The organism is Streptomyces sp. MGP-P1, assembly GCF_057766565.1.
Window position 1 is genome coordinate 1,160,113 of record NZ_JBYMEM010000005.1, and the last position, 24,643, is coordinate 1,184,755.

Genomic DNA, 24,643 nt, shown 5'->3' on the forward strand with positions numbered 1-24,643 from the left:
TCGGACCCATGGTTTCCGGTGATGTGCCGCAGGCGGAGGGAAGCGTCCGGGTCGACGTGTGGATCTGGTCGGTCCGGCTGACGAAGACCCGTGCCCAAGCGGCCGCCGCCTGCCGGGCGGGACATGTGAAGGTCGGCGGTGAGCGGGCCAAGCCCGCCCAGGCCGTGCGCGTCGGCGACGAGGTGCGGCTCCGGCACGCGGGGCGGGACCGGGTGGTCGTCGTCTCGAAGATCGTGAAGAAGCGGGTCGGCCCGCCGGTGGCCGTGGAGTGCTTCGTCGACAACAGTCCGCCCCCGCCGCCCCGCGAGATCGCCATCCAGGTCCCTGTACGGGACCGGGGCACGGGCCGTCCGACCAAGCGCGACCGCCGGGAGATGGAACGCCTTCAGGGGCAGCCGCCGGAGCGCTGAGGCACCCACCCGGTGTGTTTCACGTGAAACACCGGCACAGCCGCCCCACGCGCACCCCCGGGGCCCTCTGCCCACGCGCACCCCGGACCTCTACCCACGTGCGCCCGGGCCCTCTGCCCACGCGCGCCCCGGGGCCGGCCCTGGTCAGCTCTGGTCGCCGGCGCCGTCTCACCGCGTTTCGGCCGCGGCCCGTCTGCTCCGCAGGAGCACCCGGGCCAGCACCGCACCCACGAGCAGGACCGCACCGACCGCCAGCACCGCCCACGCCGTGGTCCGCAGGGAGGCGGTCAGAGCGTCGACCACGGCGGCGGCCGCGTCCCGCTCGCTCTCCGGCACCTCGTCCAGCACCCGGCTCCGGCCGACCGCGACCAGCACCCGGAGCACGATCGCACCGAGCACGAACCCGGCGCCCACGGTCGCGGTGGCCCACAGTCCGGCCCGCAGCCCACGCCGTACGGTGGCGATGCCCACCACCAGGACGAGGAACACCAGCGTGGCGACGGCCGGCCAGATGCTGCAGTAGCGGAGCCAGCGGAACGAGCTTCTGAGGTCGTCGGCCTGACCGGGGCCGAGCACGGTGATCTCCGTCCGCTCGACCGGGATCTGGTCGGCGAACGGCACGCCGTCACGGACCAGATCCTGTTTGACCTGATCGATCACCGGAGCCAGATCGATCGTCACGGCCTCCCCGCTGTCGCCGTCCAGGGCGGCTGCCACGGCCTTGTGGGCGGTCCGGTTCGCGGTGTCCCAGGCGTTCCGGAAGGCCTCGGTGGTGGTGAACGACCGCACGGTCTCGTGCAGGAACTCGCGGACCGTGTCCTGGAGCGGGCCGAGGTCGATCTGCCGCATCGCCTCCTCGGTGACCAGGTCCGCGACGGTGCTCCGCACCGCTGGGTCGGAGGAGAGCGGCGACACGGCGGCGACGTACCGGTCGGTGTCGTCGATCTCCAGATCGACCCAGGCGGAGAGCGCGCTCAGCGGCACGAGGACGGCGAGCAGAACGAGCAGGAGCGCCGAGAAGGCCGCGGTGGACGCCGGGATCGCCGAGGGAGAGGTCCGCACCCCTCCAGGGAATCCCGTACGGGGCCGAGCCGCTCCCAGCCGTACGCCATTCGAGTTGCCGGGCGGCGCGGTCGGGTGTGCTCTGGAGGAACGGGGAGCAACGGGGGCGTGCGACGGGGGCGACGGAAGGAGCTGTCCGCGATGGCCACACACGCAGCCATGCCCGGCCGAAGCGGTTCCCGCGCCCATGCGCGGCCCCGCCACCACACCCCGCTCGCCTGGGCACTGCCCCTGGCGCTCGGCCTGGCCTACGGCTTCTACGCGGCGTTCATCCGCCGCGACGGCGGTCCCAGCACCGGCGGGCAGGTCCTGCTGGGGCTCGTCTCCGGTGTCGCTCTGGCGGTCCTCTGCTTCGCGCTGGGTCGGATCCAGCGCTCGCTGCCGCGCGAACTGCGGGCAGCGGCGTACGGCGCGCTGACCGCGTGCGCCATCGGCTTCCTGGTGAGCCTCACCGACACCAGCGTGCTGAGGTCGACCGTTCTGGGTCTGGTGGTCGGGGCGGGAGTCCTCTGCGTCTCGTTCTACGCCTTCTACACGCGGGAGACCTGAATCCCGTCCGCCGTCCAGGACAGGGTTCCGGTCCTCTCCGACCGCGTGCGCGGCCGCCAGATTCAATCTGGCGGCCGCGCCCCCGCGTCTGGCGCCCAAGAGGTGAGGGAGCGGAACGGGCCGGGCCGGACGAGAGGCCCCGGAGGTCCGGGAGGCGGCGGAGGTCGCGGGAGGAGGAGCGAGTGATGACGACGGACGGAAGCACCGGTGCGAGCGCGGACGAGAGCACCGACGGGCGTCGGGGCGCGGGAGGCAGCTTCCCCCTGCGTGTCGCGGTGATCATCGGCAGCACCCGCGAGGGCCGCATCGGCGATGCGGTCGGTCGCTGGTTCATGGAGCGGGCCCAGGACCGGAGCGAGCTGGACCTCGCCGTGCTGGATCTCGCCGACTACGACTTCCCCGTGCACTATCCCGGGCGGGCGACCGAGCAGATGACGGAGTTCACCGAGGAGATCGCCAGGGCCGAGGCCTTCGTCGTGGTCACCCCCGAGTACAACCGCTCGTTCCCCGCCTCCCTGAAGCAGGCCATCGACTTCGCCTACGAGGAGTGGCAGACCAAGCCGGTCGCGTTCGTGAGCTACGGCCACGGTTCCGCCGGGCTGTACGCCGTGGAGCAGCTGAGGACGGTCTTCACCGAGCTGCACACGGTGACCCTGAGGAACGGGGTCGCGCTCGACTTCCTCCGGCAGCCGCTGGAGGGGCACCCCGGTGACAGCGGCCGGGACCGGTCCGTGGGGCTGATGCTCGACCAGCTGGGCTGGTGGGGCTGGGCCCTGCGCGAGGCGCGCGCCGTCCGCCCGTACGTCTCCTGAGCTCCCGGAACCAGACGCGGATCACCGACCTCCTCCGACGACCGACAAGGAATGGATCATGAGCACTGAACTGGCCATCGAGACCACGGGGCTGGTGAAGGTCTTCGGCGACAACCGTGCGGTGGACGGCATCGACCTCGCCGTCCCCACCGGCACCGTCTACGGCGTCCTCGGACCCAACGGCGCCGGGAAGACCACCGCCGTCCGCATGCTCGCGACCCTGCTGCGCCCCGACGGCGGCACGGCCCGGGTGTTCGGCAAGGACGTCGTGAAGGAAGCCGACGCGGTCCGCAGCCGGGTCAGCCTGACCGGGCAGTACGCCTCGGTGGACGAGGACCTGACCGGGGCGGAGAACCTCGTCCTGCTCGCCCGGCTGCTCGGCCACTCCAAGCCGGCGGCCCACGACCGGGCGACCCAGCTGCTCGAAGGATTCGGGCTGAGCGAGGCGGCGGGCAAGCAGGTGAAGAACTACTCGGGAGGCATGCGGCGGCGCATCGACATCGCCGCGTCTATCCTGAACACCCCGGACGTGCTGTTCCTGGACGAGCCGACCACCGGACTCGACCCCCGCAGCCGCAACCAGGTGTGGGACATCGTGCGGGCGGTCGTCGCCCACGGCACCACGGTCCTGCTGACCACCCAGTATCTGGACGAGGCCGACCAGCTGGCCTCCCGGATCGCGGTGATCGACCACGGCAAGGTCATCGCCGAGGGAACGAAGGGCGAGCTCAAGGCGTCCGTCGGCGCAGGCACCGTCCATCTGCGGCTGCGGGACGCCGAACAGCGGGCCGAGGCGCAGCAGGTGCTGGCGCTCGCGCTGAACGCGGAGATCCAGCTGGACGCGGACCCGGTGGCGCTGACCGCCCGGGTCGACGGGCAGAGCACCGAGCAGGGGGCCGCGGAGCAGGCCGGGCGTGCCCTGGCCGAACTGGCCCGTCGCGGCATCACGGTCGACAACTTCTCGCTGGGACAGCCCAGCCTCGACGAGGTCTTCCTCGCACTCACGGACAAGAAGGGAGTGGCGGCATGAGCACCGCGACCGCCAAGACGGAGCTGGAGGGCGTCGAGCTCGCCGCGCCGGACCAGGAACGCCTCTCGGCGCTCCTGGTGGGCCAGGAGCGCCCACCGAGGCCCAGCGCCCTGTCGGCATCGATGACCTTCGGCTGGCGCGCCATGCTGAAGATCAAACACGTGCCGGAACAGCTCTTCGACGTGACGGCTTTCCCGATCATGTTGGTCCTGATGTACACGTACCTCTTCGGAGGGGCACTGGCCGGCTCCACGGAGGAGTACATCCAGTTCCTGCTGCCCGGCATCATGGTGATGAGCGTCGTGATGATCACGATGTACACGGGTATCGCGGTGAACACGGACATCGCCAAGGGCGTCTTCGACCGGTTCCGCACGCTGCCGATCTGGCGGCCCGCTCCGATGGTCGGCTATCTGCTCGGCGACGTCCTGCGCTATCTGCTGGCGTCGGCGGTGATGCTCGCCGTCGGCATGATCATCGGGTTCCGTCCGGACGGCGGTGTGCTCGGTGTGCTGGCCGGTGTCGCTCTGCTGGTCGTGTTCTCGTTCTCGTTCTCCTGGATCTGGACCATGTTCGGGCTGCTGCTGCGCTCCGAGAAGTCGGTGATGGGCGTCAGCATGATGGTGATCTTCCCGCTGACGTTCCTCAGCAATGTCTTCGTCGACCCGAAGACGATGCCGGGCTGGCTCCAGGTCTTCGTGAACAACAGCCCGGTCACCCACCTCGGCACGGCGGTGCGTGAGCTGATGCAGGGCAACTGGCCGGCCTCCGACATCGCCTGGACGCTGGGCTGGTCCGGGGTGCTCCTGGTGGTGTTCGGTGCGGTGACGATGCGGCTCTACAACCGGAAGTGACCCGCGACGCACGGGCAGGTTCGCCTGCCCGTGCGTCTCGGACGCCTCCGCCGCGTGCGCCCTTGACCTTCCCCGCAGGGGAAGCCCCAGGATCCGTGGGGCCGGGCGAAAGGCGCCCGGTACGAGGAGGTACGGGGTGGAACGCGAAGGCCGCGCGGTGGGCGCCGCGAGCGGAGAGCTGGTGACGATCGGGGAGTTCGCCCGGTTGTCCCGCCTCTCCGCCAAGGCGCTCCGGCGCTACGACGAGATGGGCTTGCTCCGGCCCGCCTTGGTCGACCCGGTGAACGGTTACCGGTACTACGACCCGGCGCAGGCGGAGGGGGCCCGGCTCGTGGCGTGGTTGCGCAGGATCGGCATGCCCCTGAGCCGGATCGGCCGGGTCGTGGCGCTCGACGCGGGCACCGCGGCCGTGGAGATCCGGACCTACTGGGCGCGGGTGGAGGCCGAGACGGCGGCCCGGCGCGATCTGGCGATGTACCTCGTCGACCATCTGTCAGCGGAGGGCAGGGCCATGTCACGGATATCGGGCAACGCGGGCAACACGGGCAACACGGAGAGTGCGGGCAGCACAGGAATCACAGGAGTCACAGGTGGCAGTGTGGGGGCGGTGCCGCTCGTGATCCGGTGTGCGGCGCTGACCGATACCGGGGCGGTGCGTACGGCGAACCAGGACGTGGCGTTCGCGGGGCCACGGCTGCTGGCGGTCGCCGATGGTTTCGGGGAGGGCGGGGCCGAGGCGAGTGTGGCGGCGATCGAGGCGCTCAAGCCCTCCGCGTGGGGCGCCCGGGAGGGTGCGCTGTCCGCGGCGGATCTGCTGAACGCCCTGGAGGACACGGCGGATTCCGCTTCGCGGGCGGTCCGGGACGCGGTCGCGTCCTGCGCGGCCCCGGACGGTTCGGGGACCACGCTCACCGCGATGCTGTGGACCGGATCGCGGCTCGGGCTCGTGCACATCGGGGACTCGCGGGCCTATCTGCTGCGGGGCGGGGAGCTGTTCCGGATCACACATGACCACAGCCTGGTCCAGTCGATGATCGATGACGGTTCGCTGGGCAGGGAGGAGGCCGCTTCCCACCCGGCGCCTGCGCTGCTGCTGAAGGCGCTGGTCGGGGAGGCGCGGTCCGCCCCGGTGGCCGTGGCGAGCCGCCCCGACGTCAGCTTGCGGGAGGTGATGGCCGGGGACCGCTATCTGCTCTGTTCGGACGGGCTGTCCGCAGTGGTGGACGAGGCGGAGCTGAGGGCCGCGGTCATCGCGGCGGAGGACCCGGAGGAGGCCGTACGCCGGTTGGTCGGCCTGGCCCGCGAGGCGGGCGGACCCGACAACGTGGCGTGCGTCGTCGCCGACGCCGTCGAGGAGCGGAGGAGTAGCGGCGAAGAGGAGTAGCCGCGCAAGGCGTAGCGGCGCGGGTCAGAGTCGCCAGTCGGGGGTGTGCTCGGGACGGTAGGCGCAGGTGGTCCCGGTCGTCACGGAGGCCTTCAGATGGGCTGCCAGCGCGGGGTGCAGGGTGTCCAGCTTCCGCAGGGTGTCGCGGATCCGGGCGGTGACCGTCTTGCGGGCCCGCTCGGTCTGGTCGCCCAGTCGGCGGGTCCGGCCGCCGAGTCCGGCCGCGGTGCGGAGCTCGTCGAGGAGGGCCTGCCGCTCCCGGTCGTATTTCTCGACCCCCCGGGCGTCGTCCCGGGCGGCGGCTCGGTCTATCTCGGCGTCCAGCCGGGCCAGGTGTTCCTTGTAGCGGCGCTTGGCCTCCTCGTCGAGCACCGGATCGCCGCCGAGCTGCCCGGCGGCGATCACGAGGTCCCCGCCCTCGGGCGCGAGGAGCCGGGCGGCCGGGACGTCGGCGCCGGGCAGCCCCAGCAGACTGTGCAGGTCCCGCAGGCCCTTGGCGTCCGGGACGTGCACGGTCACCTCGGCCCAACGCAGCTGCCACACCGGCCCGTTCCGCCGGAACTCGGCGGACGGCACCGCCCGGGCCGCCGCCGACGAGCCGGCCGTGCCCCGGCCCGGGCCCGGGGCCGCGACCTGGCCTTGGCCTTGGCCTTGGTCCTGGCCTTGGCCCTGGTCCTGGCCCAGGTCCAGGGCCTGCGGGGCGGCGGGACCGGAAGCGGTGGTGGTGAGGGTGGCTGGGCGGGGGCCGGTGGAGGCGTCGATCGCGGTAGCGGTGGCAGCGGTGGGGGCCGTGGTGGGCGGGGCCGTGCGGAGGGCCGCGGCCTCGGCCTCCATGTGGGCCAGGGCCAATTCGCCTGCTTCCCGCTCCACTTCACCGAGGAGCCGATGGGCCTGCCCGGCGTCACCAGCTGCCCCGGCATCAGCTGCTCCGTCACCGGCTGTCCCGGCTCCGGCCGCGTCGGCGCGGGCGAGCAGGGAGCGGGCCAGGCACAGCCGGGCGCGTACGGCCCAGGGGCGGGCGCCGAGGCGGTCCGATGAGGCGGCGGCCTCGGTGAGCGCTGCCACCGCCGCGTCCTGGTCGTCGCGCGCGGCGGCGAGCATCCCGAGCCAAAGGTCGACGGGGCCGGCGATGTCGCACCCGTACAGCGAGACGACCCACTGGCCCGTGTAGGGCGTCAGCTCGTCCTCCGCGCGGGTGATGAGCCGCGGGTCGCGCGTGATCGCGGCCGTCTGGGCCAGCAGCCGGAGCCACAGCGGCATGAACGCCCGCGGATAGGGTGCGGCGCGGTCCGCGTGCTCGGCGAGCAGGCGCAGCGCGGGAGCGGCGTCGCCCTGCTCCGCCGCGGTGACCGCTTCCAGCAGCCCGGGATAGGGATACCCGGAGCCCGGGAGCTCGCCGAGGGTCTCCTCGGCCTCGGCGAAGTGGCCCCGGAGCAGGTGCATCGCCCAGCGCAGGTGGTACCCCATGAAGCCGAAGGAAGCGTGGTCGCTGTTCTCCTGGTTGAGCGCGTCGTCCTCCAGCGCGGTGGACGCCTCGGCGAACCGGCCCTGCAGGGAGGCGATCAGGCTGGTGTCGACGGCGACCCCGAGGGCGAACCGGGGCAGCTCGGTCAGCTCGGCGAGCCGGACGAACGCCCGGTACTGGTCGAGGAAGGCCGGGTCGCCCAGCTCCAGCAGCGTCACCCAGCGCATGGACGTCGCGTTCAGTTCCATGTCCTGGTGCTGGGTGCGCCGGCCGACGACGGTCATCTCGTCGGTCAGCCCGAGCCGCTCCACCGCCGAGCCGAGACCCCACACGGAGTCGTGGCGCGCCCAGAGCGAGAAGGCGAGCGCCTCGTCGTCCGAGCCGCTCCGGGCCAGCGCCATGATGTGGATGGCCAGTTCCTGGGCGAGCCGGTCGTCGGAGAGCCCCTCCTGGCCCTCCTTGCCGGTGATCCCGCGGTGTGCCTCGGCGAGGAGGCCCATCGTGGCCCCGCCGTGGCCGCCGAAGGACCCGTCCCGGTGGATGGTGATCGCCACCCGGGCCAGCAGTTCCGGTTCGCCCAGCTCCCGGGCCAGGGCGACCGACCGGTCCAGCAGCCGCTCCGCCTCGGCCGTCTCCCCCGCGTGCCGGAGCTGTCCTGCGAGGTCGAGACCGATCAGCGCGGCACGCCGGAGGTCCGGACTCCGGCCCTCCGCACCCGCCGGGTCCGCCCCGGCCACCGCGAGGGCCCGTCGGTAGTGGCCGAAGGCCTCCTCGTCGGCGAGGCGTCCCGAGGCGTCCCGGGCGGCCGCCAGCAGGAGGTCGATCCGGCGGTCGCGGTCCAGGGCCTCGCCGGCGAGGTGGGCGTGCCGGGCGAGGTCGCCGGGCCGTACCGCGTCGTCGAGGCCGCCGTGCGCGTCCAGGGACCGTACGGCGGCGGCGTGGCGTTCACGGCCCTCGGCCTCGTCCAGCGAGGCGTACAGCGTCTCGCGCAGCAGGTCGTGGGCGAAGGCGTACTGCCCGGAGGGGCGGGGGACGACGACACGGGCGACGACGGCGGGCTCCAGCAGCCGGTCCACGTGGGGGACCGGCGCGCTGTGCACCACGGCCAGGACCTGACGGCCGAATTCCCGGCCGAGCAGGGCGGCGCTGGTCAGCAGGGAGACGACGGGCTCGGGCAGCAGGGCGAGCCGCCGGCGGACCGCTTCCCGCACGCCGGGCGGAATGGTGGACACCGGGCTCCCGCTGTGCCAGAGCCGGGCGGTCTGCTCGACGAAGAAGGGGTTGCCGCCGGTGCGCCGGTGGACCTCGTCGACCAGCCGCGGTGTGGGCTCGCGGCCCGTCGTCACCGTCATCAGCGCCCCCACTTCGTCCCGGCCGAGGCCGGTCAGGGTGAGGGTCGCGGCGGCGCGCGAGACCAGCGGCAGGATCAGCTGCTGGAGCGGGTGCCCGGGGGCCTCCACCTCGACGTCCCGGTAGGTGCCGATCAGCAGCAGCCGCTCGAACCAGGCGTGCTGGGCGGCGAATTCGAGCAGGCGCAGGGAGGCCGGGTCGGCGCTGTGCAGATCGTCGAGGACGACCACCAGCGGCCGGCTCTGGGAGACCGTGACGAGGGCCGTGGTCACCGCGTCGAAGAGTCCGAAGGCCTCGGCCCCCTCCGGCGAACCGTCGCCCGGCGGGGTCGTGCCCGTTTCCGCGCCGGGCCCGCCGCCGTGCGCCCCGTCGGGGCCCGGACCACCGGCGGCGCCCGGGGGAGGTCCCGGAGCCGGAGCCGGAGGCATGCTGGGGCCGTCCGTACCGCCCATGGCGACCCTGACCGGGTCGCCGAGGAGCGCGGCGAGCCGGCCGTCCGACGCCTCCTGGGCCGCTGCCCACTCGGCTACGGTGGCGGACCGGCGCAGGCCGCGCAGGATCTGGACCCAGGGCCAGTAGCCGGGGGTGTTGTCCGAGTCCCAGCAGGAGCCTCCGACCACCAGCGCTCCGCGCCGCCGTGCCTCGTGGGCGGCGTCGGTGACGAGCGTGCTCTTGCCGATTCCGGCCTCGCCGGTGACCAGCACGAGACCGCCGTGGCTGCCCGTGGCCCGGGCGATCTCCGAGCGGAGAACGCCTGCGGGGTGGTCGCGCCCGAAGAGAGCAGGGGTCATGACCACACGATAGGAGTAGCCACTGACAACGGCCCCTCCGTCTCCTGACCGGGGGGACGGCTCGGACGCGTACGGCCGCTGAGTCGGCTCGGACGCCTGCGACCGCTGAGTGGGCTCGGACGCCTGCGACCGCTGAGTCGGCTCGGACACGTACGGGCGGAGGTGCGGCTCGGTCGCTTACGGCCGGAGGTGCTGCTCGGACGCGTAACGGTCGGAGGTACGGCCTGGTCGTGTGCGGCCGGAGGTGCGGCGCGTAACGGTCGGAGGTACGGCCTGGTCGTGTGCGGCCGGAGGTGCGGCTCGGACGCGTACGGCCGGGGAGACGTCTCAGTCGCGTACGACCGTCACCGGGCACGGCGCGTGCTGGGTGACGTGGAGGCTGACCGAGCCGAGCAGGGTGGCCTTCAGGCCGGTGTGGCCGCGGGCTCCCACGACGAGCAGGTCGGCGCCCTGGGTGCGGTCGAGCAGGGCCTGGGCCGGATTGCCGATGACCACGACCTTGGTGACCGCGGCGGCCCCCTCGGCGCCGAGGGCCTCCTCCAGCGCCTCGGTGAGGGAGACGGTGGCCAGGGCCTGCGGGTCGAAGTCCTCCGGCATGCCCGGCATCATCGACGCCCAGCTGGTGGCGGGGTACTCCCAGCTGTTCACGGCCTCCACCGAGGCGCCGGTCAGCTCGGCCTGGCGCACCGCCCAGTGCAGCGCCTTGATCGAGGAGTCGGAGCCGTCGACGCCCACAACGATCCTGCCCATATCTGCCTGCTTCCAGCTCGGTACAGCCCGGTGAGTCCCTACGGTGCGGTCTGTTCTGTCCCGCTTGTACAGCGTTCGATCTCACTGTAGTCACATCGGACAAGCGGGGGCGGTTCGGGGTGAACCACCCCCACGGCATCAGTCCAGCCGCAGGTCCGCGAGCTGCTGCTCGAACGGGACGACCGCGTCCTCCCCGTCGTCCAGGCCCGGGGCCCGGGAGGCGCCGGAGACCGTACGGCCCAGGACCGCGGAGGCCAGCTCGCCGCCGGCGCGCCGGATCCGGGACGGCAGGCCCTCGGTGTACTCGTCGCCCGAGGAGCCCCAGTCCTCCGAGGCCGCGTAGACGGAGGTGGGCACGGTGACGGCCCGCAGATAGGCGAAGAGCGGGCGCAGCGCGTGCTCCAGGACCAGCGAGTGCCGGGCCGTCCCGCCCGTCGCGGCGATCACCACGGGCTTGCCGGTCAGCGCGGTGTTGTCGATCAGGTCGAAGAACAACTTGAACAGGCCGGAGTACGAGGCGGTGAACACCGGCGTCACGGCGATCAGCCCGTCGGCCTCCGTCACCGCGTCGATCGCTTCCCGCAGCGTGGCCGAGGGGAAGCCGCTGAGCAGGTGGTGGGCGATGTCCACGGCGAGGTCGCGGACCTCGATGACCTGGACCTCGACGTTCCGGTCCTGCTCGGCCGCGAGGCGCTCGCGGGCGGCGGCGGCCAGCCGGTCGGCCAGCAGCCGGGTGGAGGACGGCTGGCTGAGCCCGGCCGAGACGGCGACGATGCGCAGGGGGGTGGTGGCGAACATCGGGGTCAGCCCTCCTTTCCAGAGGCTCGGGCGGCGGCGACCGCCGGGTGGACGGGCGCGGACTCCGGCACTCCGGCCGGCCGCAGGTTGGCGAACTCCTTGCGCAGCACCGGCACGACTTCCTCGCCGAGGATGTCGAGCTGCTCCAGGACCGTCTTCAGCGGGAGCCCCGCGTGGTCCATCAGGAACAGCTGGCGCTGGTAGTCGCCGACCGCGTCCCGGAACCCCAGCGTCCGCTCGATGACCTCCTGCGGGGAGCCCACGGTCAGCGGGGTCTCACGAGTGAAGTCCTCCAGGGAGGGGCCGTGGCCGTAGACCGGCGCGTTGTCGAAGTACGGGCGGAACTCCCGTACCGCGTCCTGCGAGTTCTTGCGCATGAACACCTGACCGCCGAGTCCGACGATGGCCTGGTCGGCGGTGCCGTGCCCGTAGTGGGCGTAGCGGCGCCGGTAGAGGTCGACCATCTTCCTCGTGTGCTCCATGGGCCAGAAGATGTTGTTGTGGAAGAAGCCGTCGCCGTAGTAAGCGGCCTGCTCGGCGATCTCGGGGGAGCGGATGGAGCCGTGCCAGACGAACGGCGGGACGCCGTCCAGCGGGCGCGGGGTGGCGGTGAAGGACTGGAGCGGCGTACGGAACTTGCCCTCCCAGTCCACGACGTCCTCGCGCCACAGCTTGTGCAGCAGGGCGTAGTTCTCGATCGCCATCGGGATGCCCTGGCGGATGTCCTTGCCGAACCAGGGGTAGACCGGCCCGGTGTTGCCCCGGCCCATCATCAGGTCGACGCGGCCGTCCGCGAGGTGCTGGAGGGTGGCGTAGTCCTCGGCGATCTTCACCGGGTCGTTGGTGGTGATCAGCGTGGTGGACGTGGACAGGATCAGGTTCTCGGTGCGGGCGGCGATGTAGCCGAGGGTGGTCGTCGGGGAGGACGGGACGAACGGCGGGTTGTGGTGCTCACCGGTCGCGAAGACGTCCAGACCGACCTCCTCGACCTTCTGCGCGATGGCCAGGGTCGCCTTGATCCGCTCGTTCTCGGTGGGGGTCCGGCCGGTGGTCGGGTCGGTCGTGACGTCCCCGACGGTGAAGATCCCGAACTGCATGGCGTCCGCCTTCCTGAGTGCCGGCCGTGGTTCCGAGCTCCGTTCCGAAGCTCTGTCTCGAAGCCCTGACCGATTTGGTTGAACGTTGAACTACACCCTACAACGGGACCCCCCTCCTGCCTATTCCTGCCTGTTTCCCCGCGGCCCCGCGCCCCTCTCCTCCGTACCGCCCATGGCCGCTACACTCGGCCCATGACCTCCGTCCTGTGCCGAAACTGGTGGCGCTCCTCCTAGGAGCGGCCACCGCATCTGCACGGAACCAGGGCCGTTCGATATGGACGGCCCTTTTCGCTGCCCCCGTAAAGCGTTCTCGTACGGCGCGGACACGGAGACGAAGCGCAGCGGCGCTCACCGGCGGGGCCGTCCCTCACGTATCACTCACGCGAGGAGAGACACCCACCATGAGCACGACCACCGCCGAGCCCCACAGCTCCGAGCCCCACAGCTCCGAGCCCCGGAGCGCCGAGCCGCTCCACAGCCACGAGCTCTACAGCACCGAGCCCCACAGCACCGAGCTCGAGCGCCGCATCGCGCAGGACCCCGGCAGCTTCCGGGTCCTCACCGGGGACCGCCCCACCGGGCCCCTCCACCTCGGCCACTACTTCGGCTCCCTGCTCAACCGGGTCTGCCTCCAGAACCTCGGCGTGGACGTCCTGGTCCTCATCCCCGACTACCAGGTGATCACCGACCGGGACACCGCGGAGCGGCTGGGGGAGTACACCGACGGGCTGCTCCTGGACTATCTGGCCCTCGGTATCGACCCCGCCCGGTCCACCGTTTTCTGCCACAGCGCCGTCCCCGCGCTCAACCAGCTCATGCTGCCCTTCCTCAGCCTCGTCTCCGTCGCGGAGCTGAACCGCAACCCCACGGTCAAGGACGAGATCACGCACTCACGGCAGTCCACGGTCAGCGGGCTGATGCTCACCTACCCGGTCCACCAGGCCGCCGACATCCTGTCCTGCAAGGGAAACCTCGTTCCGGTCGGCCGGGACCAGGCGCCCCACCTGGAGGTCACCCGGACGATCGCCCGCCGCTTCAACGAGCGGTACGGCGACGTCTTCCAGGAACCGGACATCATGCTCTCCGCCGCGCCCCTGCTGCTCGGCACGGACGGTACGAAGATGAGCAAGAGCCGGGCCAACTCCGTCCCGCTCGGCGCCACCGCCGACGAGACGGCCCGGCTCATCAAGGGCGCGACCACGGACGCCGACCGGCACATCACCTACGACCCCGACGCCCGCCCCAACGTCTCGTCCCTGGTGCTGCTGGCCGCCCTCTGCCTGGAGCGGGACCCGCACGAGGTCGCGGCGGGAATCGGTGACGGCGGAGCCGCCGCTCTCAAGCGGACGGTGACCGACGCGGTCAACGGCCATCTGGCCCCGTTCCGGGCCCGGCGGGCGGAGTACGCGAAGGACCTGACGTACGTACGGTCGGTGCTCCGCGCGGGCAACGAGCGGGCGAACGCACTGGCGGAGGCCACGCTGGACGAGGTACGGGAGGCGATGGGCGCGTTCCGGTAGCCGGTTACCGGGTGCCGGTAGCCGGGTTCCGGGTCCTGGTAGCCGGGCGGCGTCGGGCCCCTGCCGCCCGACGTCCCCCGCCGCCCCCTGCCGGCCCGGGGCTCCTACCGTCTCGGGGCCACCGTCCGCTGCCGTCGCAGCAGCTCCGCGAGCCCCCGGCGGGTGGCGGCGATCACCACCCGGTCCGTGGCGCGCAGGAGGTAGCCGGGGTGCAGGTCCCAGACCAGGCCGGAGGGCGGGGCGGCCGCGTCGCCCTCCAGGCCGTACGGCGGGATCGCGGCGAGGTCCGGGGTCCGGTCGGCCGGCGGGGTGGCGTCGATGGCCAGGACCCGCCAGGCGCCCGCGCGGAAGGCCTGCTCGACCGTGTGACCCTCCAGCTGCGGGTGCCCCGCCACCTCCAGGGCCGCGAACAGCATGACCTTGCGCTCGACCGGGATCGCGCCGAGGATCTGGCGGCCCATCATGGCGCCGGCGAAGGCCGGGGCGGCCAGGTGGGAGACGGAGCGGGAGCGGGTCAGGGCCCCGGGGTGCGCGGTGCGCAGGGTGCGGTAGACGGCGGTGGCGAACTCGTCGTCGTACAGCCGCAGCGCGACCCTGAGGTCCGGCTTCACCGAGCGGGCGTACAGCGCCGCTTCCAGGTTCGTGGTGTCGATGCTGGTGAGGGCGAGGAGGGCGCGGGCACGGCGGATCTTGGCCGCCTCCAGGACGCCTTCCTGGGTGACGTCGCCGATGACGGTCGGCACGTGCAGGGAGCGCGCCAGCGGGATGCCGCGCGCGTTGGGGTCCTCCTCGACGACGACCACGGGGACGTCGAGTTCGCGGAGCTGTACGAGGACGCGCGTGCCGATCTTGCCGAGCCCCAGCAGCACCACGTGCCCCAACAGACCGCGCGGTGGGCGGCGCAGCGAGGAGGCGGTGCGCAGGGTGCCGAACGCCTCCAGCACGGCGGCGAGCAGCAGCGGGAGCAGGAGCAGCCCGGCGATGCCGGAGAGGAGCTGGATGATCTGGCGGGCCGGCGGCGCTTTCTCCGCCGGGTCGTTCATGCCCAGCAGGTCGAGCAGGGTCAGGTAGGTGGAGTGGATCGCGGTGTCCTTGGTGGTCAGGACCGAGGCGATCACCAGGGCGAGTGCGGCGGCCGCGACGCCGAGGGCCGACCAGCGCAGCCTGCGGGAGAAGACCTGCGAGAGCGGGGCGCCCCTGCCGCCCATCCGGGTGGCCGGACGGGCCGGGTCGGCCCGGCTGACCGCTTCGAGGACCACCGTGCCCCGGCCGGTCGCGGCGGCGACGGCGCTCTCGTCGGGCAGCAGTTGCGGGGCCTCGTCGCCACTGCTGTCCGAACCCTCCGCGCCCGCCGGGTCGTTGGTGGTGGAGGAGAGCAGGGCGAGGGTGCACAGGCCGGGGTCGGCCGTCTCGCCGGGGCTCGGCGGCGGGCGTTCGGCGGCGCGCAGGAGCAGCCCCTCGGCCTGGATGATCTTGCTGCTGCCGGTGAGGGCGGTGGCGGCGAGGGCCGGGGCGGCGGTGTCGGCGTCGGACAGGACGGTGGTGGAGGCGTCCAGCAGCGCCGGGTCGATGCCGGGCATGGCGACGGCCGCCGCCTGGTCGAGCAGCTCCTCCAGATGGAGCCCGAGCTTGCGGTTGTAGAGCCGGATCACCAGCCGCAGACGGGGGTTGAGGCGGCGGGCGGTCAGGGCGGCGCGGATGTTGCGCTCGTCGTCGTCGTAGACGAGCGCGAGGGCGGCGGCCCGGTCGACGCCCGCCTCCTCCAGTACGTCGTCGGACGGTTCGGGGGCCTCCATGATGCGGACGGCCTCGACCCCGGCGTTGGTGTCGCCACTGCCGCCCCCGGCCGTTCCGTTGCCGCCCCCGGCCGCCCCGTTGCCGTTGCCCGCGCGGTTCATCGCCGCCGACATCCGGCCGAACAGGGCCGCCGCGCGCCCCCGTTGGGTCAGCGGCGTCTCCGGGCTGTTCGCGTCCCGGCCCGGGGGCAGGAGCAGGGTGACCCGTTCCCCGTAGACGTAGCGCAGCTCCACGGCGAGCCGGCGCGCCAGGGCGTCGTCACCGCAGACGATCATGTGGCCGGCCGACGGCGGGCGTCCCGGCTGCTGAGGAAGTGGAGGCACGAAACCCAGCATGCCGTGATCCTTCCGGCTCGGTCTCCCCGCTCAGCGTTGGGAGTTGGCGATCTTCGCAAGGTGGTTCGGAACCGCCCGGCCGTTGAGAGCGCCGGCCGGGCCCTGGGGTCCTCCCACCGGCCCCTGCGTGCCTCCCGCTGCCGCATGCGTGCCGCCCGCCGGGCCCTGGGGTCCGCCCGCCGGTCCCTGGGGGCCGCTCGCTAGCGCGAGACATTCGGAGATCCCTCGTACCAGGTCGTCGTTGCCGGTCCGGGCGACCTCGCCCACGGCGTACGGGACATGACGCCGACGATCGCTGTTTATGGGCAGCTGCCGACGAAGTCCAGCTGCGATGGCGGAGGTTCCGCCGGGAAGTACCGGCGGAAGCGGTGGACGAGGAGGCGGACGGCCGCCCAGGCGAGGAGCGGCGACCCGGCGAGTACGGCGATGGTGAGCACGGCGCGGGTGGTGCTGCCGGTGTCGCTCCGGTGCGGCAGGACCGTGCCGGTCACGCTGCCGAACCAGGCGAAGACGACCAGCAGGGAGACGGAGACGGAGACGGGGACTGGGACGGGGACGGGGACGGGGACGCCGCCGAGACCGGCCGGGCCGGTGTCGAGGTCCGCGTCGAAGGTGTCGTGGCCGGCGGCCCCGGCGAGCACCAGCCGCCAGAAGCAGACGACGACCACCAGAGCGGCGCCGAAGACGACGGCGGGGAATCCGAGTGCCGCGCTCAGGAACTCGCCGATCGGTCGCACCCCCTGCGGTTCTGCGCACGGGCCCTGAGGCGGTGCGCGTCCGTGTCCTTCGGCACGGGGGCGGCGATCGGTCGCCCGGCGGTCGGGTGGCGGGGCCCGGCGCCGCGGCGTTGTCCGAGCCTGCCGCGGCGGCCGGGACGCCCCCTCAGGGCTCCCGCCGCCGCATTCCGGATTCCGGTTCCCGGGCCGTCCCTGATCCCCCGTGGACGGCCCGGGAACCGGGCTCCGGGCTTCGGGCTCCGGGAGGGGCTTCCGTCCCGCCCCGTTTCCCTTGCTCCCCCGTGCTTCCCCCGTGTTGTTGCTGACCTGATCGTGCCATCCGGTACCGGCCCAGTGCACTGCCGGAACTCGGCAATCTTTACGCTTCACTAATGCCGGGCACCGGCACCGCCCCGTGTGCGTTGAGGAAATGACGAGACTGGTGCAAGGCTGAAGGAGAGTGCGTGGCCGAGCTGAGGATTCCCGAGGAAATGTTGGGCAATTATGCCTACATTCTGGGCGAAGTCGCCCTCACCGGCCGTCGCTTGACCCGGGATGAACTGGAAGCTCGTCGTGCGCTGGGCCGTGCTGCGGCGGACGCGGGGCATCAACTCCGCGCTCTGGTGACGATGCATCTGGCGCAGACCCGAGAGGCCTGGCCGCGCGGAGCTGCCGGAAACTCCCCTGCCACGATCGACGCCGTCCTGGCCGCCGTGGAGCAGGCGGTCGACGCGTTCGCGGAGGGCTTCGAGCGTGCCCAGCGGCTCACCGTCAGGCGGGAGGAGGCGGCGCGCCGGGAGTTCATCGACGACCTGCTCTACGGGCGCAGCGATCTGGTGCGCCTCGCGGAGCGGGCGACCCGCTTCGGCCTGCGGCTTTCCCGGGCGCACGCGGTGGCTGTGGCGTCCGGCCCGGAGGCGTACACGGAGACGGACGTGGTGCCGCGCAGCGTGGAGGCGGCGCTGCTGGCGCGGTTCAGCGGTCGCAAGATCCTGCTGACGACGAAGGACGGCCGGATCGTCTGCATCGCACCGGGCAGTCAGCCCGACGTCCTGCGCTACTTCGCCAAGCAGGCGCACGCGGCGACGGACGGCGGCCAGGTCGCGGTGGGCCGCCCGCACAAGGGTCCCGGCGGGGTGGTCCACTCGTACGACGAGGCGTTGCAAGCCCTCGACCTGGCGGACCGGATGGGGATGGACGACCCCGTGCTGTACGCCTCGGACCTCATGGTCTACCCGGTGCTGACCCGGGACCGGCAGGCGATGGCCGATCTGGTGCGCAGCGAGCTGGGCCCGCTCCAGAAGGCGCGGGGCGGCGCGGAACCGCTGCTGAACACCCTGGCTGTCTACTTCGACGCGGGTTGTGTCGCCGCCGAGACCGCCCGCCGACTGGCGCTGAGCGTGCGGGCGCTGACGTACCGCCTGGAGCGTATCCACCAGTTGACCGGGTCCGACCCTTCGGACCCGGTGCACCGCTACAGCCTGCAGACGGCGGTCATCGGGGCCCGGCTGCTGGACTGGCCGGCCAAGGAGCTGTGACGGCCGCCCGGGGAGGGGCTGGGGGCGGGGGACGGAAGATGTGGCCGGGGGTGCTCAGGGGGGTGACGCACCCCCGGCCTGCCGGTGGGGAGGGGACGTGGGCCGGTGGTCGGCCTGCCCACGTGACCGCACCGGCGGTCCTGGTGGGCCCTACAGGTCGAACTCGTGCGGCGGCAGGTCGAGCGCGAAGCACGCCTCCCGCACGACGGCCTGCTCGGACGGGTCGAAGTCACCGTCGGCGCCGCCGATGACGATGCCGATCTGGACCACGGCACGGGCCTCGGTCGGCTTCTTCTTCGCCTTGGCGATCTCCTGGAGGACGCTGACCTTGCCGAACGCGAAGTCGGTGGTGAGCTGGTCGACGTAGCCGTTGAAGCGGCGCTGCAGGTCGTCCGCGGGGAAGTTCCGCAGGACGTCGTTGGTCGAGATGAGTGTCGCGACGCGCTGACGCTCCGACGGGTCGATGGAACCGTCGGCGGCGGCGACGAGGGCGCACATGGCCATGCTCGCGTCCCGGAACGACCCCGACTTCAGGTCGTTCTTCTTCGCCTCCAGCTGCGTCTGCATCGACGACGCGGATTCCTTGATGCGATCCCACAGAGCCATGACGTCTCCCTACGTTGCGGTGCGAATCCGGAACCGGAACCGGAACCGCGGTCGGAGCCGGAGCCGGGGCCGGAACGGATGTAACTCTACAGGCGTGTAGATGTTGACAGCGGGGCGCGGGGCGCTTTCCCCACGAAGCCCCCGGAAACGCCGAAGCCCCCGGACACGGTGACGGTGAGGGTGTCCGGGGGCTTCGCCGTGGGCCGCGAGCGGCAGGGCCGTAAGGCGGCTACTCGCGCGTGCGCGTCTCGACCGCCGGTTCGGGGGTGAGGTCGTCGTGCGACGGCAGCCGGCGCTCGGGAGCGGACTTCGCGACGGGCTCCTTCTCCGCGCCGCTCACGCCCTTGCTCTTCCCGTCGCCGCCGCCGCGACGGGCCTCGATCCTCGCCGCGAGGGGCTGCGTCCACCGGGCGGTGAGCGGGCCGAGGATGACGAGGATCAGGACGTACGCGGTGGCGATGGGGCCGATGCGCGGCTCGGTGGCCACGGCCAGACCGGCGATAACGATGGAGAACTCACCGCGCGCGACGAGGGTGCCGCCCGCCCGCCAGCGGCCGCGCGAGCCGATCCCGGCGCGCCGGGCCGCGTAGTAGCCGGTGGCGATCTTGGTGAAGGTGGTGACGATGGCCAGCAGGGCCGCGGGCAGCAGCACCGGCGGGATGTCGGCCGGGTTCGTGGAGAGCCCGAAGAAGACGAAGAACACGGCGGCGAACAGGTCCCGCAGCGGGGTGAGCAGCTTGCGGGCGCCCTCGGCGACCTCGCCGGAGAGCGCGATGCCGACGAGGAACGCGCCGACGGCCGCCGACACCTGGAGCTGCTGGGCGACACCGGCGACCAGGACGGTGAGGCCGAGGACGACCAGGAGCAGCATCTCCGGGTTGTCGGAGGAGACCGCGCGGCTGATCAGACGGCCGTGTCGGAGCGCCAGGTAGAGGACGAATCCGACGGCCCCCAGCGCGATCACCAGCGCGAGGCTGCCGCCGGCCAGGCTGACCCCGGCGAGCATGGCGGTGAGCAGCGGCAGGTACACCGCCATCGCCAGGTCCTCCATGACGAGGACGCCGAGGATGACGGGTGTCTCGCGGTTGCCGAGCCGACCGAGGTCGGTCATGACCTTGGCGATCACCCCGGACGACGAGATCCAGGTGACACCGGCGAGCGCGACCGCACCCACGGGGCCCCAGCCGAGGATCAGCGCCGCGACGGCGCCGGGCGTCGCGTTGAGCACGAAGTCCACGGCGCCGGACGGATACTGCGTCTTCAGACTGGTGACCAGCTCGGACGCGCTGTATTCGAGCCCCAGCAGGAGAAGCAGCAGGATGACGCCGATCTCGGCGCCCACCATGGTGAACTCTTCGCTGGCCTTGAGCGGAATCAGCCCGCCGTGTCCGAACGCCAGCCCGGCGAGGAGGTAGAGCGGGATCGGGGAGAGGCCTATCCGCCCGGCGAGCCGTCCCAGGAGCCCCAGCCCGAGGATGACGGCTCCCAGCTCCACCAGCAACGCAGTCGTGTCGTGCACGGTCAGCCCTCCGCAATGATTTCGGAGAGCGCGTCGACGCCCTCACGCGTACCGACGGCGACGAGTGTGTCCCCGATGGCCAGTCGAAAATCCGGTTCCGGCGACGGGTGCGCGCTGTGGGTGCGCAGCACCGCCACGATGGACGCCCCGGTCCGTGTCCGTGCCCGCGTCTCCCCCAGCAGCCGCCCGCCGTACGGGGAGCGGGACCCGAGCGGGATGTGCTCGGTGACGAGGTCGATGCCATCGGTCCGTACGGCGTCGATGGGCGCCGGATCGATGAGGTGCGCGAGCGCGGTGGCCTCGGACGTCGTCAGGGGGACGGAGAGTTGGCACGAATCAGGGTCGTCCTGTTCGTAGAACCCGATGAACCGGCGGCCGTCGTGGTGGACGACGACCGAGATGTGCTGGCCCGTCTCGGTCGTGAAGTCGTACTGAGCGCCCACTCCGGGCAGTGACGTGCGGCGGGTTCCCATGACTTCCTCCCGAGACGCGCGGCGGTGCGCGCACTTGGCGATCTCTTTATCCGGCCATTACCTTATCGGGCGGCGAAAATCCGCCGGGGGGCCGAGGCCGTAAGCCGTGCGGGCGGGTATCGGGCGGGTATCGGGCAGGTAGGACGGGGTGATCACACGAGCCAGCGCCGTGGCCGGCCTCGCCGCACTGGCCGCCCTGGCCGAAAATCGCCCTGGTCGTTCGGTTCGCGTACGCGGGAGGGGACGGGGCGGCGTGCCGGCCGAGCCCGCCGCCCGGCGTCCACCGGATCGCCGCTCAGGTATGCGCGGAGAGCACGGGCGCGAGCAGCTCCAGGGCGTCCTCCCAGGGGAAGGGCGCCGCCTCACCGGACTTGGGCGTGTGCGGGGTGCGGTGGCTGACGAGGACGCCCATGCCGCGCAGCCTCCGCAGGCTCTCGACGTACGCGGGGTGCGCGGCGAGGGAGGAGTTCACGGCCGGGAGGACGGCGATGGGGACGCCGAGCCCGTACGCCTCGCAGAGGATGCCGAGGGCCAGGGTGTCCGAGATCCCGGCCGCCCACTTGTTGACGGTGTTGAACGTGGCGGGCGCGACGGCGATGGCATCCGGGTCCGGGAACGGGCGGGGGTCGCCCGGGGCGCGCCAGCCGGAGCGGATCGGATACCCGGTCCGCGCCTCGACGGCCGCCGCGTCGAGGAAGCCGAGCCCCTGCGGGGTGGCGATGACGCCCACCTCCCACCCGGCGTCCTGCGCGGCGGCGAACAGACGGTCGGCGTCACGGGCGACCCCGGCCGCGCAGACGACGACGTACAGGAACGGCTTGTGGGCGGGGCGGCCGGACTGATCGCTCACGAGGACTCTCCTGGATCGCTGATGCGCGGACGGTGTGGTGAGGTGACGTGAAGTGAGTTGAGCTGAGTTGAGCTGAGCTGAGCTGAGCTCAGCTGAGCTGAGCTGAGCTCTGCCCCCCGACCGATGAGTTTTCCCTCTCCATGGGGTCACACCACCGTCGTTGACCGAACACAAGCAGGAGAAGCCCGTGACTCAGCTGCTGAAAGTCCAGAACTTCACCGTCTCCAGCGACGGCATCGCGGCCGGTGAGGAACAGTCGCTGGAACGGCCGTTCGGTCACGTCGACCCCGAGCGGCTTTTCTCCTGGGCCGGGGCGACGGCGAGCTGGCCGAACCGCACGGAGCCGGGCGGCAGCCGGGGCCTGGACGATTACCTCACGCGGGACTTCGCCCACAACATCGGCGCGGAGATCATGGGCCGCAACAAGTTCGGCCCCCAGCGCGGGCCTTGGGAGAACCACGAGTGGCAGGGCTGGTGGGGCGAGGAACCCCCCTTCCACACCCCGGTGTTCGTGATGACCCACCACGAGCGCCCGTCGCTCACGCTGTCGGACACCACGTTCCACTTCGTGGACGGCGAACCGGCGTCGGTCCTCGACCGGGCGCGGGAAGCGGCCGGCGGCAAGGACGTGCGGCTCGGCGGCGGCGTCACCACGATCCGTGAGTTCCTCGACGCGGGCCTGGTCGACACCCTGCACGTGGCGGTCGCACCGGTGAAGCTGGGGACCGGCCTGCGCCTGTGGGAGTCGCCCGACGAGCTGCTCGACCGGTACCACCTGGAGGTCGTTCCGAGTCCGAGCGGCATGACGCATCACCTGTTCTGGCGGAAGTGACGGCGGGGGCGACCCGGTGCCCTCTCATGGCCCTTCCGCCAACCGTTGGCTCGCCCTCCAGCGCGGGGCCTGGTCATCCGGGTCGTCCGGAGAAGCGAAGTGGAAGGGCACCTGAAGGTGGCCGGCCAGCGCCCGCCCGGCCTCGGCGGCGGCAATGGCAGGAGGAGGGCTGTCAGAGCGGTGGTAGACGGTCGCGAGGCGGCTCTCTCCCTCCGGAGCGTCCAGGACCGCGACCAGGTCCACGAACCAGCCGTGCACGGTGTCGCCGTCCCACACCGCCTCCACCGCGGCCACTCGGCCGGGAAGAGCTGCGACCCGGGCTGCGAGCGAGGGGAGGTCCAGCGGATCGGGCGGCGTGTACCGCACCCGGTCGCCCAGAGCCTCATAGCGCTCCTGGACCACCAACTCGGCCTCGTGCAGGCCGACCCCCAGCGGGCGCAGCGCCAGCCAGACGGACTTGACCGCCGACAGCCGACGGTCGCGCAGCACGTCGGCATCCACCTCATGGCGGGTCCGTTCCTCCAGGTAGGCCCACCAGCCACTCACTGGGCCACCGGCCGGGATCTCAGGGTGCACGTCATGGGTCCGAACGTACGCCAGGGCGCGGTAGCGGCACGCGATCTCCGCCCGCACGGACCGTGTTCCGCACGCGCTGGAATCGCTACGGCTTCCCGCCCAGAAGCTCGTCGAAGGAGTTCAGCACGCCGTCCACGTCCAGGAGGAGCAAGGGACGCGTGGGGTGCGTTCCGGGTGGGTGGTCGTCGTCGCGCATGTGCCCACGGAACCAGTAAGTCACCTGGTCGGGTGGGGTGTTCCGCCTTTTGGTCCTTGCGCCTTCCCGGCTGCGGTACCGTGATCGCGTCATCACGCTCTGTGTGTACCCGCACATGGGGCGGCCCCCGGTGGTGTTCACAGCACCGAGCCGAGGGCCTTCACCCAACTAGTGGAAAGCACAGGTCCCACCGGGATGCTTTGGCATGCTATCGCGCCGTCTCGGCGCTACACGAAGGCTTCGCACGATGTCGTGCGTCATCCGCGTCTGTGCAGTGACGCGAAGGTTCTGATTCTTTACGTTCAGGGGTTGCCGGACGGCGGCACAGATCTGGCTCTGTCCGAGCACGCCCGGAAGCTGGGCATCAAGGGGCGGGCGTTCCAGCGGGTCAAGGAGCAGTTGGTCATGTGCGGGTTCGTGCATGAGCGGCGGGTCTGCGGAGAGCGGGGGCGTTGGGCGACGCAGCAGTTGTTCGCCAACGTGCCGTTGGCCGAGGCCGAGGTCCTCGGGCTGTGGTGCGACGCGGGTCTCGATGCCGCTGCCGCGCCGTCTCCGAGTGCGCGGTATCCGACCGCCGGTCGGCCGAGGGGTCGGACCGTCGGTCATCAACTACCGGTGGACGAAGAACGGGAGGAGAACTCTTCCCACCCACCCACCGAAGCCCCCGACGCTGACGCGGCACGGACGCCGGAACCGCTGACTGCCGAAGAAGTCGAAGCCGAACGGGTGTTGTTGTCGCTGCGGCACGCGAGCCACGGGCTCCGCCTCGGTGTCGCCGAGGCTCGTTCGCTCCTCGCGCAGACGGTGGAGTGGCTGCGGCGCGGGGTCTCCGGGGGCGAGTTGCGCCGTGTGCTGAGCAGCAATCTGCCGCAGGACGGGGTCCGGTGCGCCGTGGGGTTCCTGCGGCACCGGCTGGAGCAGAAGATGCCCGAGGCCGTCGACTCCGTACCCGACGCCGAGCCGATGCGTCCGCCGTCGGACCCGCCGCCCCCGCCTGCCGCTCCCCGGTACGTCGCCCCCCTCGTCACCTGCGAGGGGCCCGGGACCGAGCACGTCTTCCGGGCCATGGCCGAGGAGACCGAGTGCCCCGACTGCCAGCAGGCCGCCGCCTGGGCCCGCTGGGCCGAGCGCCGGGCCGCGGACCTCGGCGTCGACCTCGCCGACGACGCGGCGGCCGCCGTGGAGGCCGGGCGGGACCCGGACGGGTGGCGGGGACGGCTCGCCGCCGCGGCGGCTGCTCCGGGGCGCCCGGGGGGCCAGCGGCTCCGTAGCGGGTTCAGCCGCAACCGGCAGGAACGGGTGGGCTGATCACGTATTCGGCGGGGTGCGGCCT

General features: G+C 72.3%; 21 protein-coding genes and 1 pseudogene. 10 read left to right on the plus strand and 12 right to left on the minus strand.

The features are described from left to right. Positions 1-8: 8 nt before the first annotated feature. Positions 9-410 (plus strand): RNA-binding S4 domain-containing protein, encoded by a 402-nt coding sequence (locus AC3CH1_RS14710; protein ID WP_488463300.1) that lies wholly within the window; start codon positions 9-11, stop codon positions 408-410. Positions 411-578: 168 nt separating this feature from the next. Here the strand turns inward: AC3CH1_RS14710 and AC3CH1_RS14715 are convergent, their stop codons facing one another. Next, positions 579-1,472: a hypothetical protein gene (locus tag AC3CH1_RS14715; RefSeq protein WP_488463301.1), complete on the minus strand. Its 894-nt coding sequence runs from the start codon at positions 1,470-1,472 to the stop codon at positions 579-581. A gap of 141 nt (positions 1,473-1,613) precedes the next feature. Between AC3CH1_RS14715 and AC3CH1_RS14720 the strand changes: the two genes are divergently transcribed. The 5 genes from AC3CH1_RS14720 (at position 1,614) to AC3CH1_RS14740 (ending at position 6,101) form a co-directional block, all read left to right on the plus strand. Beyond that, positions 1,614-2,021 (plus strand): hypothetical protein, encoded by a 408-nt coding sequence (locus AC3CH1_RS14720; RefSeq protein WP_488463302.1) that lies wholly within the window; start codon positions 1,614-1,616, stop codon positions 2,019-2,021. Positions 2,022-2,206: 185 nt separating this feature from the next. Then, positions 2,207-2,833 carry an NADPH-dependent FMN reductase gene (locus tag AC3CH1_RS14725; RefSeq protein WP_488463303.1) on the plus strand — a complete coding sequence of 209 codons (627 nt, stop codon included), beginning with the start codon at positions 2,207-2,209 and terminating at the stop codon, positions 2,831-2,833. Positions 2,834-2,891: 58 nt separating this feature from the next. Then, positions 2,892-3,863: an ATP-binding cassette domain-containing protein gene (locus AC3CH1_RS14730; RefSeq protein WP_488463304.1), complete on the plus strand. Its 972-nt coding sequence runs from the start codon at positions 2,892-2,894 to the stop codon at positions 3,861-3,863. Further along, a complete protein-coding gene (locus AC3CH1_RS14735) occupies positions 3,860-4,717 on the plus strand; it encodes an ABC transporter permease (RefSeq protein ID WP_488463305.1) in 858 nt (285 codons plus the stop codon). The genes AC3CH1_RS14730 and AC3CH1_RS14735 overlap by 4 nt, the downstream gene beginning before the upstream one ends. A gap of 136 nt (positions 4,718-4,853) precedes the next feature. Further along, positions 4,854-6,101: a MerR family DNA-binding transcriptional regulator gene (locus tag AC3CH1_RS14740; protein WP_488463306.1), complete on the plus strand. Its 1,248-nt coding sequence runs from the start codon at positions 4,854-4,856 to the stop codon at positions 6,099-6,101. 24 nt (positions 6,102-6,125) lie between these two features. Here AC3CH1_RS14740 and AC3CH1_RS14745 read toward each other — a convergent pair whose 3' ends face one another. From AC3CH1_RS14745 to AC3CH1_RS14760, 4 genes are all read right to left on the minus strand, one after another. Further along, complete coding sequence (locus AC3CH1_RS14745; protein WP_488463307.1) at positions 6,126-9,707, minus strand: ATP-binding protein; 3,582 nt, start codon at positions 9,705-9,707, stop codon at positions 6,126-6,128. A gap of 327 nt (positions 9,708-10,034) precedes the next feature. Further along, the gene (locus AC3CH1_RS14750; protein ID WP_488463308.1) at positions 10,035-10,457 is read right to left on the minus strand and encodes a universal stress protein; all 423 of its coding nucleotides are present in this window, start codon (positions 10,455-10,457) and stop codon (positions 10,035-10,037) included. Positions 10,458-10,595: 138 nt separating this feature from the next. Then, positions 10,596-11,255: a CE1759 family FMN reductase gene (locus AC3CH1_RS14755; RefSeq protein ID WP_488463309.1), complete on the minus strand. Its 660-nt coding sequence runs from the start codon at positions 11,253-11,255 to the stop codon at positions 10,596-10,598. Positions 11,256-11,260: 5 nt separating this feature from the next. Continuing rightward, positions 11,261-12,352 carry an LLM class flavin-dependent oxidoreductase gene (locus AC3CH1_RS14760; protein ID WP_488463310.1) on the minus strand — a complete coding sequence of 364 codons (1,092 nt, stop codon included), beginning with the start codon at positions 12,350-12,352 and terminating at the stop codon, positions 11,261-11,263. Between the two features lie 401 nt (positions 12,353-12,753). Between AC3CH1_RS14760 and trpS the strand changes: the two genes are divergently transcribed. Continuing rightward, positions 12,754-13,872 carry a tryptophan--tRNA ligase gene (trpS, locus tag AC3CH1_RS14765; RefSeq protein WP_488463311.1) on the plus strand — a complete coding sequence of 373 codons (1,119 nt, stop codon included), beginning with the start codon at positions 12,754-12,756 and terminating at the stop codon, positions 13,870-13,872. Between the two features lie 104 nt (positions 13,873-13,976). Here the strand turns inward: trpS and AC3CH1_RS14770 are convergent, their stop codons facing one another. After that, positions 13,977-16,004, minus strand: coding sequence for an NAD(P)-binding protein (locus AC3CH1_RS14770; RefSeq protein ID WP_488463312.1), 2,028 nt, complete (start codon positions 16,002-16,004; stop codon positions 13,977-13,979). Positions 16,005-16,312: 308 nt separating this feature from the next. Then, positions 16,313-16,732: pseudogene (locus AC3CH1_RS14775) on the minus strand (hypothetical protein); the annotation flags it as partial. 452 nt (positions 16,733-17,184) lie between these two features. Here AC3CH1_RS14775 and AC3CH1_RS14780 point away from each other — a divergent pair. Continuing rightward, positions 17,185-18,258, plus strand: a complete 1,074-nt coding sequence (locus AC3CH1_RS14780) for a PucR family transcriptional regulator (RefSeq protein ID WP_488463313.1) — start codon at positions 17,185-17,187, stop codon at positions 18,256-18,258. 150 nt (positions 18,259-18,408) lie between these two features. Here AC3CH1_RS14780 and AC3CH1_RS14785 read toward each other — a convergent pair whose 3' ends face one another. The 4 genes from AC3CH1_RS14785 to AC3CH1_RS14800 form a co-directional block, all read right to left on the minus strand. Continuing rightward, positions 18,409-18,864, minus strand: coding sequence for a tellurite resistance TerB family protein (locus AC3CH1_RS14785; protein WP_488463314.1), 456 nt, complete (start codon positions 18,862-18,864; stop codon positions 18,409-18,411). Positions 18,865-19,093: 229 nt separating this feature from the next. Continuing rightward, the gene (locus tag AC3CH1_RS14790) at positions 19,094-20,383 is read right to left on the minus strand and encodes a cation:proton antiporter (protein ID WP_488463315.1); all 1,290 of its coding nucleotides are present in this window, start codon (positions 20,381-20,383) and stop codon (positions 19,094-19,096) included. A 2-nt stretch (positions 20,384-20,385) separates the two neighbouring features. After that, entirely contained in the window at positions 20,386-20,856 is a 471-nt protein-coding gene (locus AC3CH1_RS14795; RefSeq protein WP_403912360.1) for a cation:proton antiporter regulatory subunit, read from the minus strand. 295 nt (positions 20,857-21,151) lie between these two features. Beyond that, positions 21,152-21,706, minus strand: coding sequence for a flavoprotein (locus tag AC3CH1_RS14800; protein WP_488463316.1), 555 nt, complete (start codon positions 21,704-21,706; stop codon positions 21,152-21,154). A gap of 187 nt (positions 21,707-21,893) precedes the next feature. Here AC3CH1_RS14800 and AC3CH1_RS14805 point away from each other — a divergent pair, with 187 nt between their 5' ends. Beyond that, positions 21,894-22,538, plus strand: a complete 645-nt coding sequence (locus AC3CH1_RS14805; protein WP_488463317.1) for a dihydrofolate reductase family protein — start codon at positions 21,894-21,896, stop codon at positions 22,536-22,538. A gap of 24 nt (positions 22,539-22,562) precedes the next feature. Here AC3CH1_RS14805 and AC3CH1_RS14810 read toward each other — a convergent pair whose 3' ends face one another. Continuing rightward, positions 22,563-23,084, minus strand: a complete 522-nt coding sequence (locus AC3CH1_RS14810; RefSeq protein WP_488463318.1) for a hypothetical protein — start codon at positions 23,082-23,084, stop codon at positions 22,563-22,565. A gap of 421 nt (positions 23,085-23,505) precedes the next feature. Here AC3CH1_RS14810 and AC3CH1_RS14815 point away from each other — a divergent pair, with 421 nt between their 5' ends. Then, positions 23,506-24,618, plus strand: a complete 1,113-nt coding sequence (locus AC3CH1_RS14815) for a hypothetical protein (protein ID WP_488463319.1) — start codon at positions 23,506-23,508, stop codon at positions 24,616-24,618. The last annotated feature ends 25 nt before the right edge of the window (positions 24,619-24,643 follow it).